Origin of the sequence: Streptomyces lienomycini, from assembly GCF_027947595.1 — a bacterium.
Classification (GTDB): domain Bacteria; phylum Actinomycetota; class Actinomycetes; order Streptomycetales; family Streptomycetaceae; genus Streptomyces; species Streptomyces lienomycini.
Map to the genome: position 1 here is coordinate 6,876,617 of NZ_CP116257.1, position 14,823 is coordinate 6,891,439.

Genomic DNA, 14,823 nt, shown 5'->3' on the forward strand with positions numbered 1-14,823 from the left:
GTCGAGCGAACGCCTCCCGTGTGCCCCGCGCCCGGGGGACCACGCCCGCCGCGCCGGGAGGCCGCCGGGCCGCCCGTGGCGGCCCTACGCCCCCAGGATGCGGGAGACCGTGTAGATCAGCAGCCCGGCCAGCGAGCCGACCACCGTGCCGTTGATCCGGATGAACTGGAGGTCGCGGCCGATGTTCGCCTCGATCTTCTTCGTGGTGTGCTCGGCGTCCCAGCTCGCCACCGTGTCCGTGATCAGCGAGGTGATCTCCTTGCGGTAGGTGGTCACCACGTACACCGCGGCGCCCTCCACCCAGCCGTCGACCTTGGCCTGCACCTTGGCGTCCGAGGCCATCCGGGCGCCCAGCGACAGCAGCGAGGCGCGGACCCTGAGCCGCAGTTCGCTGCGCTCGTCCTCCGCCGCCGAGACGATCATGGACCGTACGGCCGTCCAGGCGGACGCGATCAGGTCCTGGACCTCGCCCCGGCCCAGCACCTCGGTCTTCAGCCGCTCCACCCGCGCCCGGGTCTCCGTGTCGGACTGCAGGTCGGCGGCGAAGTCGGTGAGGAAGCGGTCGAGGGCGCCGCGCGCGGGGTGGGCGGGCATGTCGCGCATCTCGGTGACGAAGCGCAGCAGCTCCTTGTAGACGCGATCGCCGATCCTCTTGTCGACGAACCGCGGGGTCCAGCCGGGCGCCCCGCCCTGGACGGCGTCCATCACGGAGTCGCCGTGCAGGATCAGCCAGTCGTGGGCGCGGGAGACGATCAGGTCGACGGCGCGTCTGTGACCGCCGTCGGAGACGACCCGGTCCAGCATCTTGCCGATGCCGGGGGCGATCTCCTGGGCGTCGGCCCGGCGGGTGATGGCCTCGCCGACCACCGCCTGGACGTCGGAGTCGCGCAGTACGGTCAGGGCGCCGCGCAGGGCGGCGGACAGCTCGGCCGTCACCCGGTCGGCGTGCTCGGGCACGGCGAGCCAGGCACCGAGCCGGCTGCCGATGCCGACGGCCCGCAGCCGCCCGCGCACGACGTCCTCGGACAGGAAGTTCTCCCCGACGAACTCGCCCAGCGAGACGCCCAGCTGGTCCTTCTTCTTCGGGATGATCGCGGTGTGCGGGATGGGCAGGCCGAGGGGGTGCCGGAAGAGCGCGGTGACCGCGAACCAGTCGGCGAGCGCGCCCACCATGCCGGCCTCGGCGGCGGCGGACACGTAGCCCGCCCAGGCGCCCGCGCCCCGGTGCTCCGCCCACTCGGCCAGCACGTACACCACGGCGACGAACACCAGCAGGCCGGTGGCGGTGAGCTTCATCCGCCGCACGCCGCGGCGCTTGACCTCGTCGGCCGGGCTGAAGGACGTCATCGCGCGGTCGCGGACCACGCCCGCGGCGGACCCGCCGCCCGCCGCCCGCTCCCCGGCGCCTTTCGAGTCCTGGCCGCCTTCGGGAAGTTCCGTCCTCGTGCGTTCCATCCGCTCCACCGTTCGCCGATCCGTCCCGCGCACATTGTCCCTTCCTGACCGACTCCCGGAACGGAACACAAGTTCCCGGCGTCTGTCCCGGGAGGGGGAACGCACAGGGCTCCTGCGGCCCTTCCTCCACCCATGCCGCATCATGGGTACATCGCAACGGAGCCCGGGGGCTCCCCTCTTCCGAGGAGAACAACACAGCATGACCCGGGGTCGTGACGGGGGTGCGGGGGCGCCTCCCACCAAGCACCGTGCCCTGCTCGCGGCGATCGTCACCCTGATAGTGGCGATCTCCGCGGCCATATACGCCGGAGCGTCCGCGGACGGCGGCAGCAGGGACGGCACACCACTGGCCGGAGGCCGTCTCCCGCGGGGCGACGTCGCCCCCGCCTCCACCGGCGCCTGGGTGGGCGCCTGGGCCACCGCGCCCGCCGCGGCCGAGCCGGGCACCGGGACAACGGGCATGGCGGGGCGTTCGGTACGCAACGTCGTGCACACGAGCGTCGGCGGTACGAGCGCGCGGATCACCCTGTCCAACCTCTACGGGCAGGCGCCGCTGACGGTCACGCACGCCTCCATCGCCCTGGCCGCCGGCCACGACACCGCCGCCGCGCTCGCCGACACCATGCGCCGGCTGACCTTCCGGGGCAGCCCACGCGTGATCATCCCGGCGGGCGGCCAGGTGATGAGCGACGCCGCCCGCATCGTCGTCCCCTACGGCGCGGACGTCCTGGTCACCACGTACTCCCCCGTCCCGTCGGGGCCGGTGACCCACCATCCGCAGGCCCGGCAGACCAGCTACCTCGCCGACGGCGACCGCACGGCGGACGTCGCCGCCGCCGCGTACACCACCCGGACGCCGTACTGGCGCTACCTGACCGCGCTGGACGTGCTGAGCCACGAGGCCGAGGGCACCGTCGTGGCATTCGGCGACTCCATCACCGACGGCTTCGGCTCCCAGACCGGCGCCAACCACCGCTGGACCGACGTCCTCGCCGAGCGGCTGCACGACGCGGCCGGGGACGGGCGGGACGCGCCACGCTACGGCGTCGTCAACGAGGGCATCAGCGGCAACCGGATCCTGACCGGCAGGACGGGCCGGCCGGCCGACAACCCGAGCGCCCTGAACCGGTTCGAGCGGGACGTGCTGCAGCGCACCAACGTCAGGGCCGTCGTCATCGTCCTCGGCGTCAACGACATCCTGCACAGCCCGGAACTCGCCGACCGGGACGCCGTCCTCACCGGCCTGCGCACCCTGGTCGACCGGGCGCACGGCCGGGGCATGAAGGTCGTCGGCGCGACGATCATGCCGTTCGGCGGCTACCACGCCTACACGAAGGCACGCGAGACGATGCGGCAGGAGATCAACGAGGAGATCCGCTCCGGCCGGCTCTTCGACGCGGTCGTCGACTTCGACCAGGCTCTGCGCGACCCCTACGACCCGCGCCGCCTGCGCTCCGACTACGACAGCGGCGACCACCTCCACCCCAGTGACAAGGGCTACGCCCGGATGGGCGAGGTCATCGACCTGGACACCCTGAAGGGCACGGCACCGGTCGCCGCGTAGCGGGTCAGTCCTCGCCGCGCCTGCGCCGGTCGCGGTCCTCGCGGCGCAGTTCGCGCTGCTCACGGCGTTCGTCGCGGTGCTCGCGCAGCATGTCCCGGTGCCCGTCCAGCATCATGCGGTGGGCGTCCTCCACGTCCTCCCGGACAGAGGAGCGCAGTTCCCGCCGCGCGGCCTTGCGCTCCAGCTTCTCCTGTCGGCGCTCCTCCCTCAGCCGCTCCCGCTCCGCCCGCGTCACCTTGCGCTCGACGCCGACGCCGCCCCAGAAGGCGAAGCCCGTCACCACCACGCGCGGGGCGCCCGGGTCCCCGGGGACGCCCTCCTCGCTGTGGTCGAAGCCGCCCATGATGCCGATGCCGCGCACGACCACCTCGACACCCGGCGGCACGACCACGTTCATCCCGCCCATGATCGCGACGCAGTTGATCACGATCTCGCCGGCCGCGAAGTCCGCCTCGCGCAGGTCGATCTCCCCACCGCCCCAGAACGCGAAGGAGTTGAACCGCCTCGGCACCGTCCAGCGCCCCTTGCGCTGGAAACCGGACATCACCGCGACCGCCCAGGTCGACGAGGCCTCCCCGCCGGTGATCCGCCCCGCCCAGCCCCCGCCCCGCTCGGGCTCCTTGGTCATCGACACCCGGGGCGCCCCGCCCGCCCCGCCGACCGGCAGGTCACGGGTGATCGGCGCCAACTCCCCGTACGTACGCGCGCTGTACGTGGCGTCCAGCCGCTCCTCGAACTCGCTCATGTCCAGCCGCCCCTCCGCGAGGGCGTCCCTCAGGACCTCGGCGACTCGTTCACGGTCGGCGTCGGATGCGCGGAGTTCCGGGGCGTCGTCGGTCATGGACAGCAGCCTACGAGTTCGCCGCGCCGGACACTACGCGCCCGCGCGTTCCGCGTACATCTTCGCGATCACCGACTCGATGTCCGGCTCCCGCACCGACAGGTCCACCAGCGGATACTCCGCCGCGATCCGCGCCACCAGCCCGGCCGCCGACGCCGACGCCGGGAACGCCAGCCACTGCCGCGGCCCCTCCACCCGCACCACCCTCGCCGGCTCCGGCGCCTCGATCGGCGGCAACTCCCTTTCCAGGTCCACCACCAGCGTGCGTTCGCTCTCCCCCGCCTCGTGCAGCCCCTCCAGCGGACCGTCGTACATCAGCCGCCCGTGGTCGATCACCATCACCCGCGAGCACAACTGCTCGATGTCCTGGAGATCGTGCGTGGTCAGCAGCACCGTCGTACCCCGCTCGGCGTTCAGGTCCCGCAGGAACCCGCGCACCTTGGACTTGGACACCACGTCCAGACCGATCGTCGGCTCGTCCAGGTACAGCACCTCCGGATCGTGCAGCAGCGCCGCCGCGATGTCCCCGCGCATCCGCTGCCCCAGGGACAGTTGCCGCACCGGCACGTCCAGCAGCGCCTCCAGTCGCAGGAGTTCGACGCAGCGGTCCAGGTTCTCCCGGTAACGGGCGTCCGGAATGCGGTACATGCGGTGCATCAGCCGGTAGGAGTCGATCAGCGGCAGGTCCCACCACAGCGTCGTGCGCTGCCCGAAGACGACCCCGATACGGTGCGCCAGCCGCGTCCGCTCCCGGGACGGATCGACACCGGCCACCCGCAGCCGCCCGCCGCTCGGCGTCAGGATGCCGGTGAGCATCTTGATCGTCGTCGACTTCCCGGCCCCGTTCGGCCCGATGTAGCCGACCATCTCCCCGCGCGACACGGTGAACGACAACCCGTCCACGGCGCGCACCTGCCGCCGCTCCCGCTTCATGAAGCCCGTCTTCTTGCGCACGTCGAAGACCTTCTCGACACCGTCCAGCTCGATGAAGGCCGCCGCGCCCGCCCCGGTCGGCGTCATCGACTCCCGCTCCGTCATCTCCCTCACGTCCCTCGCGTCCCTCATGTCCCTCAGCTCCCCGTACTCCGGTACGAACGCAGACCCGCCCGCCAGGCCAGCCCCGCCAGCGCACAGCAGCCCACCGCCACGAACGGCGGCGCGAACGCCGCCCACCCGGGCAGGTCCAGCGGGTACGGCCGCCCCAGCAGGTAACTCGCCGGCAGCCAGTTCACGAACGCCAGCGGCACCACGAACGTCGCCCCGCGCACCAGGTCGAGTGCGAACACCGTCGGCGGGTACTGGAGCATCGTCGTACCGCCGTAGGTGAAGGCGTTGGACACCTCCGAGGCGTCCTGCGCCACGAACTGGAAGGCCGCCGCAGCCACGAACACCGCGCAGAAGATCCCGGCCCCGCTCAGCACCGCCAACGGCAGCAGCAGCACCCTCCCCGGCGTCCAGTCGATGTCGACGACCGCCAGCGCGTACCCCAGCACCAGCAGCCCCTGCACCACCCGGCCGAGCCGGCGCAGCGCGAACCGGTCCGCCGCCACCTGGGCCAGCACCGGCACCGGACGCACCAGCAGCGTGTCCAGCGTGCCGTCGCGCACCCGGCGGCCCAGCCGCTCCATCGAACCGATCGCCAGGTCGGCCAGCCCGAAGGACACCCCGGACAGCCCGTACAGGAACGCCACCTCGGGCAGCGACCAGCCGCCCAGCGCGTCCACCCGGGAGAACATCAGCAGGATCGTCACGAAGTCCAGCGCGGTCATCGCGAAGTTCCCGAACGTCGTCAGCGCGAACGACGTGCGGTACGCCATCGTCGACCTGATCCACATCCCGGCGATCAGCCCGTACGCGCGCACCCCCTCCACCGCCCGGCCGCGCCGCACCCCCCACCCGGTCGCCTCAGCCACCCTGGACCACCACCCGCCGCGTCGCCGCCGACTGCACCAGCCGGCCCAGCGCGAGCAGCGCCACCGCCCACGCCCCCTGGAACAGATACGTGCCCAGCGGATCCGCCTCGCCCAGCAGCACATCCGCAGGCGCCTGCAGCAGCGACGACCACGGCAGCGCCCGCACCACCTCGCCGAGCGCCCCCGGGAACACGTTCAGCGGCAGCAGCATCCCCGAACAGAACAGCCCCGCCAGCCACGCCATCTGCGTCACCCCCGTGCCGTCGAGCAGCCAGAACGCCGACAGCGCCACCAGATACCGCAGCGCGAACCCCACCAGCATCGCCAGCACCACCGCCACCACGAACGCCGCCCACACGGACACCTCCCGCGGCAGCGCCACCGGGAAGAACAGCGACCCGAACACGAACGGCACCACCCCGCGCCCCAGCAACTGGAACAGCGAGCGCCCCACGTCCGCCGCCAGCCACCACAGCTGGAGATCGACCGGCCGGTACAGATCGACGGCCACATCACCCGTACGGATGCGTTCCATCAACTCGTCCTCGAACCCGCCGCCGCCGATCGCCAACGCCGCCAGCAGCGCCTGCCCCAGCCACACGAACGTCACGGCCTGCGCCTGGTCGTACCCTCCGAGCTGCGGTTTCTCGTCCCACAGGGCCAGATAGGTGTAAACCAGGATCAATCCGAACACGGTGTTGGTGAACACCCCGGCGGCAGTGGCCGCCCGATAGGTCGCGTACCGTCGGAATCCCCCCACCGCGACGGCCACGTACAACCGCCCCGATCCCGCACCCACAGCCCTCCCCCTCCGACCGGCACCAAAGCGCAGGAGCCTAGTACGGGCGCGCAGGCCCGTGCCACGGAATTTCACGGGTGTGCCGTCGAGTGGGAACGGAACGCACGGTGCGAGAGTCTTCTCCTGAAGAACTCAGACGTTCCGAAAACCGTACGAAGTGAAACAGGAGTCCGTGCACGAGATGAGTGACGAGCCGCAGCCGCGACAGCCGGACGAGGGCTGGGCGCCGAAAGAGCCCCAGCCGGCCGGCGAGGGGCCGACGGGGGAACCGGGCGAACAGGGACAGCGCGCGGAACACGCGGAGCACGGAGAGCCGGGCAAGGCGAAGAAGCCCAAGCGGCCCAAGCGCACCGGCTGGCGCCGGCTGATCCCCACCTGGCGCATCGTGCTGAGCACCGTCGTCATCGGCCTGCTGCTCATCGTCGGCGGCTTCTTCCTCGGCTACCACCTGGTGCAGATCCCCGCCGCCAACGCGCTCGCCACCAAGCAGTCCAACGTCTACCTCTACGCCGACGGCAGCGTCCTCGCCCGCGACGGCGAGGTCAACCGGGAGAGCGTCGGCCTCGCCCGCATCTCCAAGGACGCCCAGCACGCCGTCCTCGCCGCCGAGGACCGCGACTTCTACACCGAGTCCGCCATCGACCCCGGCGCGATGATCCGGGCCGGCTGGAACACCGCCACCGGCAAGGGCAAGCAGTCCGGCTCCACCATCACCCAGCAGTACGTCAAGAACTACTACCTGGGCCAGGAGCAGACCGTCACCCGCAAGGTGAAGGAGTTCTTCATCTCGATCAAGCTCGACCGGGAGAAGAGCAAGAGCGAGATCCTCGAGGGCTACCTCAACACCAGCTTCTTCGGCCGCGGCGCCTACGGCATCCAGGCCGCCGCCCAGGCCTACTTCGGCGTCGACGCCAAGGACCTCACCGCCGCCCAGGGCGCCTACCTCGCCTCCCTCCTCAACGCCCCCAGCCAGTACGACGTCGTCGCCCACCCCGAGAACCGGCCCGCCGCCGAGGGGCGCTGGAACTACGTCATGAACGGCATGGCCGACAAGGGCTGGATCAGCGCCACCGACCGCGCCGCCGCGAAGTTCCCCAAGCCAAAGCAGTCCACGATCTCCACCGGCATGTCCGGACAGCGCGGCTACGTCGTCAACATCGTGCGGAAGTACCTCATCGAGAACGACATCGTCGACGAGGAGGAACTCGGCCGCGGCGGCTACCGCATCACCACCACCCTCCAGAAGGACAAGCAGGACGCCTTCGTCAAGGCCGTCGACGACAAGCTGATGTCACAGCTGGACCAGAAGGAGCGCAAGGTCGACACCTACGTCCGCGCGGGCGGCGCCTCCGTCGACCCGAAGACCGGCAAGGTCGTCGCGATGTACAACGGCATCGACTACGTCAAGCAGTACACACCCAACGCCGTACGCCGCGACTTCCAGGTCGGCTCCACCTTCAAGCCCTTCGTCTTCACCTCCGCCGTCGAGAACGACTCCGAGACGCAGGACGGCCGCACGATCAACCCCAACACCCGCTACGACGGCACCAGCGAACGCCCCGTCCAGGGCTGGAGCGGCGGCCGCTACGCCCCCGAGAACGAGGACCACCGCGACTACGGCGACGTCACCGTCCGCGAGGCCACCGACAAGTCCATCAACGCCGTGTACGCCCAGATGGCCGTCGACGTCGGCTCCGACAAGGTCAAGCAGACCGCAATCGACCTCGGGCTCTCCCCGGACACCCCGGAACTGACCCCCTCCCCCTCCATCGCCCTCGGCGTCGCCACCGCCAGCCCCCTGGACATGGCGGAGGCCTACGCGACCATCGCCAACCACGGCAAGCACGGCACCTACACGCTGGTCGAGCAGGTCATGAAGGACGGCAAGCGGGAGGTCGAGCTGCCCGAGCGGCGCGAGCGCCAGGCCGTCAGCCGCCAGGCCGCCGACACCACCACCTCCGTCCTGCGCAGCGTCGTCGAGAAGGGCACCGCCACCGCCGCCCAGGCCGCCGGCCGGCCCGCCGCGGGCAAGACCGGCACCGCCGAGGAGGACACGGCCGCCTGGTTCGCCGGCTACACCCCCGACCTGGCCACCGTCGTCGCCGTCATGGGCCAGGACCCGAAGACCGCCGCCCACAAACCGCTGTACGGCGCCATGGGCCTGGAGCGGATCAACGGCGGCGGCGCCCCCGCCGAGATCTGGGGCCAGTACACCCGCAACGCCCTCAAGGGCGAACCGGTCGCCGAGTTCAGCCTCCGGCTCCAGGAGGGCGCCGACGTCACCGCACCCCCGTCCGGCGACGCCTCGGACGAACCCGGCGACGGCGACGCGAGCGGCAGCGGCGACCCGGACGAGGGCACCACCGGCGACGAGGACACCTCCGAGACGCCGGGCGACTCCGGCACCGGCAGCACTCCGCCCGGCGACTCCGGCGGCACCGAGTCCGGCCCCCCGACGACCGGCGGCGGCACCCCCGGCACGGGCGGCCCCAGCACCGAGCCGGGCCCCACGGGCGGCGGCGACTCGGGCGGCGACGACTCCGCGAACGGCGGCACCGACGACGGCGGCGGGGCCACCGAGGGCGCGGGCGGCGGCGACTCCGACACCGGCTTCCCCGGCATCCCCGTCACACCGCCCCGCCGTCAGTGACCGAGGCCGTCAGTGACCGGAGGTCGCCTTCAGCCCCACCACGGCGACCAGCAGCAGACAGATGAAGAAGATCCGGGCGGCGGTCGCCGGCTCCCCCAGCACCACCATGCCGAGCACCGCCGCCCCGGCCGCACCGATGCCCACCCACACGCCGTAGGCGGTACCGATGGGCAGCGTCCGCGCCGCGTACGACAGCAGCACCATGCTCGCGACGATCCCGGCACCGGTGAACACGCTCGGCCACAGCCGCGTGAAACCGTCGGTGTACTTCATCCCGATCGACCAGCCGACCTCGAGCAGACCGGCGACCAACAACAGAACCCACGCCATGACAGGCACCTCCGTGAGCGAACTGAACGGTGGTGCGTCGTCTTTGCCAGCCCGGTACGGCGCGTCTCGTCGGGGTGCTCCCAAAGGTAGCAAAGACAAGGGAAAGGGGCTGGTGACACCGGTCACCAGCCCCTGCTGCCCCACGGTCCGCGGGTACCGCCCCGTCTACAGATACAGCCCCGTCGAGTCCTCGGACCCCTCGAACCGGTCCGCCGCGACGGCGTGCAGATCGCGCTCGCGCATCAGCACGTAGCCCACACCCCGCACCTCGACCTCCGCACGGTCCTCCGGGTCGTACAGCACCCGGTCGCCGGGCTCCACCGTCCGGACGTTCTGCCCGACGGCGACGACCGCCGCCCAGGCCAGCCGCTTGCCGACCGCGGCGGTCGCGGGGATCAGGATGCCGCCCCCGGAACGCCGCTCGCCCTCACCGGAGTCCTGCCGCACGAGCACGCGGTCGTGCAGCATCCGGATGGGCAGCTTGTCGTCCTGGGGACCGGACTCGTTTCTCTTGGCGCTCACGCCCTGAACCTACCTGCCGCCGCTCAGCGCCCGCGCCGCCGGGTGCCGCCCAGGGCGATCAGGCCCACGACCCCGGCCACCACCAGCGCCGCGGGGACGACCCGCTCCATCCGAGGTGAGCCCTGCTCGTCCACGAACTGCGCCTTCACCTCGCTGACCACCCGGTTGACCTGGACGTACGCCCGCCCGAGGGTGTGGTCGACGCTGGAGGCGACCTTGGCCTTCGCGTCGTCGACGATCGTCTTCGGGTGCACCCGCATCCCGAGCTCGTCGAGCGTCTCGGCCAGCACCTCGCGGCGGCGCTTGATGTCCGCCTCGATCTGCGCCGGGGTTCTGATGTCCGACGTGTCCGCCACCGTACGCCTCCGAAGTCTTCTGACACTGTCCCGGACAGTCTGTCAGCTACTGGCCGCTCCGCACTGTCAGGACCCCCCGTTACGCTGGATCGATGAGCGAGCGACTCCAGCCCGGGGACCGGGCCCCGGCCTTCACCCTCCCGGACGCCGACGGCAACGAGGTGTCCCTGTCCGACCACAAGGGCCGCAAGGTCATCGTCTACTTCTACCCTGCCGCGCTTACCCCCGGCTGCACGAAGCAGGCGTGCGACTTCACGGACAACCTGGAGCTGCTGGCCGGCGCCGGGTACGACGTCATCGGCATCTCCCCCGACAAGCCGGAGAAGCTGGCCAAGTTCCGCGAGACCGAGTCCCTGAAGGTCACCCTCCTCGCCGACCCGGACAAGAAGACCCTCGACGCCTACGGCGCCTTCGGCGAGAAGAAGAACTACGGCAAGACCTACCTGGGCGTCATCCGCTCCACGATCGTCGTCGACGAGGAGGGCAAGGTGGAACGCGCCCTGTACAACGTCCGCGCGACGGGCCACGTGGCCAAGATCATCAAGGACCTGGGAATCTGAGTCCCCTCCGACGGGGCCCGCACCGGAACCCTCCGGTACGGGCCCTTCCGCATGCCGCGCGCGACTGTCCGACAACCGGTTCGTTACTCCGTACGAGGCCGCGAACGCGCGGCCGGAAACGGAGGGGGTTCGATGGGGGCCAGGTATACCCGTGAGCTGCTCGAAGAGGCAGCTCGGACGACAACGAACTGGGACGACGCCGTACGTTGGTGCGGCGGTACACCTACACCTGGCAGCAGGCGCTATCTGCGTCAGAAGATGGCCGAGGCGGGCGTAGACGTCACCCACTTCCCCACACAATGGACGCGCCACTCCCAGGAGACACTGCGAGTGGCTGTCGCCGCGTCGACCAGCGTCAAGGACGTGCTGCGCCACCTGGGCATCAACCCGGTGGGCGGCAACCACACGCACATCAGCCGTCGTATCGCGACGCTGGACATCGACACGTCCCACTTCGCCGGGCGACCGCGAAACCCACGGAGTCCGCGGGGCGAAATGCTGACCCTCCGCACGCCCGAGGCCGGCCGGACCCCGGGAAGCCGGCTACTGCCACACCTACTCCGGACCGGAGTTCCCGAAAGTTGCGCCATGTGCGGCACCGGACCCGAGTGGAACGGCAAACCCCTCCGGCTGGAGGTCGACCACCTCGACGGCTCCTGGTGGGACAACCGTCCGAAGAACCTTCGGTTGCTCTGCCCGACTGCCATGCCGTGACGGACACGTATCGAGGCCGCAGGCGCAGGGCTTCATGAGTAAGCCGAGGTACACACGGGACCTGCTGACGCGCACCGCGGCCGAGGCCACGAGCTTGGTCGACCTGATGCGCAGGCTCGGAACGCCTATGGGAAGCACCCCCCGCCGCTATCTCAGCAAGCGGCTGCAGCACTACGGCATCACCATCTCGCACTTCCGCGAGGAACCGCTGCCGGAACGCGAACGACGCAGCTATCCGGAAGCACTTCTCAGAGAAGCGGCCGCCCATGCGAGCAGCATCAGGGAGATGCTGGAGTACATGGGTCTGCCTCCGCAGGACAGCCCGTACGGTCACATCAAGAAGAGACTGGACACGTTTGGCATCGACACCTCGCACTTCACCAGCGGACGCGGACACGGCCCCAGCCTTCTGGCCCGCGCCGAACTGACGGCAGCAGTGGAGGGGGCTACAAGCCTGGCCGGAGTTCTCGCGGCCCTTGGCCGAAGCGGCAGCGGTGCGGCTCGGACACTCGTGAAGCGCAGCATCGAAGCGTACGGCCTGTCGATCGACCACTTCACGGGTCAGGGCCACTTTCGCGGCACGCGCTCCCCAAACCGCAAGTCCGCGGCCGAGATCTTGGTGCGTCTCGCTCCCGGATGCGCCCGCAGCAAGACGGCTCTGCTCAGGCGGGCCCTCGACGATCTAGGCACAGCGCAGGTCTGCGGCGAGTGCGGCCTCGAAGGCACCTGGCAGGGCAAGCGACTCGTACTGGAGATCGATCACATCAACGGCGACCGTCTGGACAATCGTCACGAGAACCTGCGGTACCTCTGCCCGTCCTGCCACAGCCAGACGAACACGTTTGCCAACCGGTCGGGCGTTAGCTCGGTCCCACCGCGACGACTCGGCAGATACCAGTAAGCTGTGCGTGGGGCCGTAGCCCAATTTCGGCAGGAGGCACCACTTTTAGGTAGTGGACAGTGCGAGTTCGAGTCTCGTCGGCCCCACCAACAGGGCGCGGCTCCAGCAGGAGTCGCGCCCGACCGGCTTCTTGGGTGTTCGGTCTCAGCCCAAAAGCTCCCGCACCACCGGCACCAGTGCCCGGAACGCCTTCCCCCGGTGGCTGATCGCGTTCTTCTCCGCCGCCGTCAGTTCCGCGCAGGTGCGTGTCTCGCCCTCCGGCTGGAGGATCGGGTCGTAGCCGAAGCCGTTCGATCCGGCGGGGGCGTGGCGGAGGGTGCCCCTCAGCTGGCCCTCGACCACCCTCTCCGTGCCGTCGGGCAGGGCCAGGGCCGCCGCGCAGGCGAAGTAGGCGCCTCGGTGTTCGTCGGCGATGTCGGCGATCTGGGCGAGGAGGAGGTCCAGGTTGGCCTTGTCGTCGCCGTGGCGGCCGGACCAGCGGGCGGAGAAGATGCCGGGGGCGCCGCTCAGGACGTCGACGCAGAGGCCGGAGTCGTCGGCGACGGCGGGCAGGCCGGTGGCCCGGGCCAGGGCGTGGGCCTTGAGGAGGGCGTTCTCGGCGAAGGTGACGCCGGTTTCCCTGACGTCGGGGATCTCCGGGTAGGCGTCCGCGCCGACGAGTTCGTGGGGCAGGCCCGCGTCGGCGAGGATGGCCCTCAGTTCGGTGATCTTTCCGGCGTTGCGGGTGGCGAGGATCAGGCGGGTCATGGGGTCCAGTATCCCTGCCGGACCCCCTGCGCCCCTTTCCCCCGGCTCCGCCTACGGCGTGCAGACCTTCGTCAGTTCGCCCGCCGCGTCGGTGACGGGGCTGAGGTCGGGGGTCTCGTCGCCGTTCTCCACCGCGGTGCGGACGTTGTCGACGGCCTTGCCGAGATCGTCGACGGCCTGGTTGACGTCGGCGTTGTCGGTCTTGTCGCCGATCTTGCCGAGGTTCTTGTCTATGGAGTCGAGGGACTCCTCCCACTGGGTGGGGTCGTCCGTGTTCTCCACGGCCTGTTGGAGCGCGGTGACGCTGTCGGCTATGGCGTCGGCCGTGCGCACGCAGTCGAGTGCCTTGTCGACGGCGTCGCAGCCGGTGGTGAGGCCGGCCGTCAGGGCGATGGTCGCCACGGTGGCGGCGACGGTGGCGGTGCGGCGAAGGCTGCGGTGGCGGCTCGCGGCCATGGGTCTCGGTCCTCCCCTTGGGACAGGGCCGGGCGGCCCGTGTGCGGTGCGGCGTCGGGCGTACGGCGGGTGCTGACCGCCGTACGCCCGTGGTGCTGTACTGCCGGTCGCGTACTGCCGGTGGCCGGAGCCGGTGCCGTACTGCCGGTTGCTGTACTGCTAGTGACGCGGGATCGGGCGGCCGAGTTGCCTGGGCGGCCGCCTTTTCCTTGATGCGCCCTTGGCGTTTCCTTTGCTTCCTTTACCTTTCGAGCGTCTCGTCGAGCGCCTTGCGCTGGAGTTCGGCGAGGTCCGTGCAGCCGGCGGCGGCGAGGTCGAGCAGGGTGTTGAGCTCGTCGCGGGCGAAGGGCTCGGCCTCGGCGGTGCCCTGGATCTCGACGAAGCGGCCGTCGCCGGTGCAGACGACGTTCATGTCGGTGTCGGCGCGGACGTCCTCCTCGTAGCAGAGGTCGAGGAGCGGGGTGCCCCCGACGATGCCGACGGAGACGGCGGAGACGGTGCCGGTCAGCGGCTTGCGGCTGGGCTTGATCAGCTTCCTGGTGTGCTGGGCCCAGGTGATGGCGTCGGCCAGGGCGACGTAGGCGCCGGTGATGGCGGCGGTGCGGGTGCCGCCGTCGGCCTGGAGGACGTCGCAGTCCAGGACGACGGTGTTCTCGCCGAGGGCCTTGTAGTCGATGACGGCGCGCAGGGAGCGGCCGATGAGGCGGCTGATCTCGTGGGTGCGGCCGCCGATGCGGCCCTTGACGGACTCGCGGTCGCCGCGGGTGTTGGTGGCGCGCGGGAGCATGGCGTATTCGGCGGTGACCCAGCCTTCGCCGCTGCCCTTGCGCCAGCGGGGGACGCCTTCGGTGACGGAGGCGTTGCAGAGGACCTTGGTGTCGCCGAAGGAGACGAGGACGGAGCCTTCGGCGTGCTTGCTCCAGCCGCGTTCGATGGTGACGGGGCGGAGCTGCTGGGGGGTGCGGCCGTCGATGCGTGACATGCGGGTGAGCCTAGCGGCCCATGGGGAAGGGGC

General features: G+C 70.8%; 16 protein-coding genes, 1 tRNA gene and 1 riboswitch. Of the genes, 6 read left to right on the forward strand and 11 right to left on the reverse strand.

The features are described 5' to 3' along the window. Positions 1 to 84: 84 nt before the first annotated feature. A complete protein-coding gene (locus tag BJ961_RS31375; protein WP_271416151.1) occupies positions 85 to 1,455 on the reverse strand; it encodes a DUF445 domain-containing protein in 1,371 nt (456 codons plus the stop codon). Between the two features lie 199 nt (positions 1,456 to 1,654). On the opposite strand from BJ961_RS31375, the gene BJ961_RS31380 reads away from it, so the two are divergent. Next, a complete protein-coding gene (locus BJ961_RS31380) occupies positions 1,655 to 3,019 on the forward strand; it encodes an SGNH/GDSL hydrolase family protein (RefSeq protein ID WP_271416152.1) in 1,365 nt (454 codons plus the stop codon). A 4-nt stretch (positions 3,020 to 3,023) separates the two neighbouring features. Here the strand turns inward: BJ961_RS31380 and BJ961_RS31385 are convergent, their stop codons facing one another. From BJ961_RS31385 to BJ961_RS31400, 4 genes are read right to left on the reverse strand one after another with little or no spacing between them, the layout of a single operon-like run. Continuing rightward, on the reverse strand, positions 3,024 to 3,860 hold the full coding sequence (locus BJ961_RS31385; RefSeq protein ID WP_271416153.1) for a DUF1707 SHOCT-like domain-containing protein: 837 nt from the start codon (positions 3,858 to 3,860) through the stop codon (positions 3,024 to 3,026). 33 nt (positions 3,861 to 3,893) lie between these two features. Then, positions 3,894 to 4,898 (reverse strand): ABC transporter ATP-binding protein, encoded by a 1,005-nt coding sequence (locus tag BJ961_RS31390; RefSeq protein ID WP_271417227.1) that lies wholly within the window; start codon positions 4,896 to 4,898, stop codon positions 3,894 to 3,896. Positions 4,899 to 4,930: 32 nt separating this feature from the next. After that, positions 4,931 to 5,773, reverse strand: coding sequence for an ABC transporter permease (locus tag BJ961_RS31395; RefSeq protein WP_271416154.1), 843 nt, complete (start codon positions 5,771 to 5,773; stop codon positions 4,931 to 4,933). Further along, positions 5,766 to 6,572 carry an ABC transporter permease gene (locus BJ961_RS31400; protein ID WP_271416155.1) on the reverse strand — a complete coding sequence of 269 codons (807 nt, stop codon included), beginning with the start codon at positions 6,570 to 6,572 and terminating at the stop codon, positions 5,766 to 5,768. Before BJ961_RS31400 ends, BJ961_RS31395 begins: the two co-directional genes overlap by 8 nt. Before the next feature lie 181 nt (positions 6,573 to 6,753). Between BJ961_RS31400 and BJ961_RS31405 the strand changes: the two genes are divergently transcribed. Next, positions 6,754 to 9,222, forward strand: coding sequence for a transglycosylase domain-containing protein (locus BJ961_RS31405; RefSeq protein ID WP_271417228.1), 2,469 nt, complete (start codon positions 6,754 to 6,756; stop codon positions 9,220 to 9,222). Between the two features lie 9 nt (positions 9,223 to 9,231). Here BJ961_RS31405 and BJ961_RS31410 read toward each other — a convergent pair whose 3' ends face one another. The 3 genes from BJ961_RS31410 to BJ961_RS31420 all read right to left on the reverse strand — a co-directional run bounded on the left by BJ961_RS31410 (position 9,232) and on the right by BJ961_RS31420 (position 10,430). Next, entirely contained in the window at positions 9,232 to 9,552 is a 321-nt protein-coding gene (locus tag BJ961_RS31410) for a DMT family transporter (RefSeq protein WP_073723570.1), read from the reverse strand. A gap of 31 nt (positions 9,553 to 9,583) precedes the next feature. After that, positions 9,584 to 9,648: riboswitch (guanidine-III (ykkC-III) riboswitch) on the reverse strand. A 69-nt stretch (positions 9,649 to 9,717) separates the two neighbouring features. Continuing rightward, a complete protein-coding gene (locus tag BJ961_RS31415) occupies positions 9,718 to 10,074 on the reverse strand; it encodes a GroES family chaperonin (protein WP_271416156.1) in 357 nt (118 codons plus the stop codon). Positions 10,075 to 10,097: 23 nt separating this feature from the next. Then, complete coding sequence (locus tag BJ961_RS31420) at positions 10,098 to 10,430, reverse strand: DUF3618 domain-containing protein (protein WP_271416157.1); 333 nt, start codon at positions 10,428 to 10,430, stop codon at positions 10,098 to 10,100. Between the two features lie 92 nt (positions 10,431 to 10,522). Between BJ961_RS31420 and bcp the strand changes: the two genes are divergently transcribed. From bcp to BJ961_RS31440, 4 genes are all read left to right on the forward strand, one after another. Further along, entirely contained in the window at positions 10,523 to 10,990 is a 468-nt protein-coding gene (bcp, locus tag BJ961_RS31425) for a thioredoxin-dependent thiol peroxidase (protein WP_271416158.1), read from the forward strand. A 330-nt stretch (positions 10,991 to 11,320) separates the two neighbouring features. Beyond that, positions 11,321 to 11,704: an HNH endonuclease gene (locus BJ961_RS36075; protein WP_333782093.1), complete on the forward strand. Its 384-nt coding sequence runs from the start codon at positions 11,321 to 11,323 to the stop codon at positions 11,702 to 11,704. A 34-nt stretch (positions 11,705 to 11,738) separates the two neighbouring features. Beyond that, positions 11,739 to 12,605, forward strand: a complete 867-nt coding sequence (locus BJ961_RS31435; RefSeq protein ID WP_271416159.1) for an HNH endonuclease signature motif containing protein — start codon at positions 11,739 to 11,741, stop codon at positions 12,603 to 12,605. A 9-nt stretch (positions 12,606 to 12,614) separates the two neighbouring features. Continuing rightward, positions 12,615 to 12,694: transfer RNA gene (locus tag BJ961_RS31440), tRNA-Leu, on the forward strand. A gap of 55 nt (positions 12,695 to 12,749) precedes the next feature. On the opposite strand, the gene rdgB is transcribed toward BJ961_RS31440, so the two are convergent. The 3 genes from rdgB to rph form a co-directional block, all read right to left on the reverse strand. Further along, positions 12,750 to 13,352 (reverse strand): RdgB/HAM1 family non-canonical purine NTP pyrophosphatase, encoded by a 603-nt coding sequence (rdgB, locus tag BJ961_RS31445; protein ID WP_271416160.1) that lies wholly within the window; start codon positions 13,350 to 13,352, stop codon positions 12,750 to 12,752. A 51-nt stretch (positions 13,353 to 13,403) separates the two neighbouring features. Then, positions 13,404 to 13,808, reverse strand: a complete 405-nt coding sequence (locus tag BJ961_RS31450) for a hypothetical protein (RefSeq protein ID WP_271416161.1) — start codon at positions 13,806 to 13,808, stop codon at positions 13,404 to 13,406. Between the two features lie 241 nt (positions 13,809 to 14,049). After that, positions 14,050 to 14,790 carry a ribonuclease PH gene (gene rph, locus BJ961_RS31455; RefSeq protein ID WP_271416162.1) on the reverse strand — a complete coding sequence of 247 codons (741 nt, stop codon included), beginning with the start codon at positions 14,788 to 14,790 and terminating at the stop codon, positions 14,050 to 14,052. Positions 14,791 to 14,823 lie beyond the last annotated feature (33 nt).

Coding starts and splice junctions, on each gene's coding strand:
- BJ961_RS31375 (WP_271416151.1), bottom strand. CDS start 1,455: ATGGAACGCACGAGGACGGAACTTCCCGAAGGCGGCCAGGACTCGAAA.
- BJ961_RS31380 (WP_271416152.1), top strand. CDS start 1,655: ATGACCCGGGGTCGTGACGGGGGTGCGGGGGCGCCTCCCACCAAGCAC.
- BJ961_RS31385 (WP_271416153.1), bottom strand. CDS start 3,860: ATGACCGACGACGCCCCGGAACTCCGCGCATCCGACGCCGACCGTGAA.
- BJ961_RS31390 (WP_271417227.1), bottom strand. CDS start 4,898: ATGACGGAGCGGGAGTCGATGACGCCGACCGGGGCGGGCGCGGCGGCC.
- BJ961_RS31405 (WP_271417228.1), top strand. CDS start 6,754: ATGAGTGACGAGCCGCAGCCGCGACAGCCGGACGAGGGCTGGGCGCCG.
- BJ961_RS31410 (WP_073723570.1), bottom strand. CDS start 9,552: ATGGCGTGGGTTCTGTTGTTGGTCGCCGGTCTGCTCGAGGTCGGCTGG.
- bcp (WP_271416158.1), top strand. CDS start 10,523: ATGAGCGAGCGACTCCAGCCCGGGGACCGGGCCCCGGCCTTCACCCTC.
- BJ961_RS31435 (WP_271416159.1), top strand. CDS start 11,739: ATGAGTAAGCCGAGGTACACACGGGACCTGCTGACGCGCACCGCGGCC.
- rdgB (WP_271416160.1), bottom strand. CDS start 13,352: ATGACCCGCCTGATCCTCGCCACCCGCAACGCCGGAAAGATCACCGAA.
- BJ961_RS31450 (WP_271416161.1), bottom strand. CDS start 13,808: ATGGCCGCGAGCCGCCACCGCAGCCTTCGCCGCACCGCCACCGTCGCC.
- rph (WP_271416162.1), bottom strand. CDS start 14,790: ATGTCACGCATCGACGGCCGCACCCCCCAGCAGCTCCGCCCCGTCACC.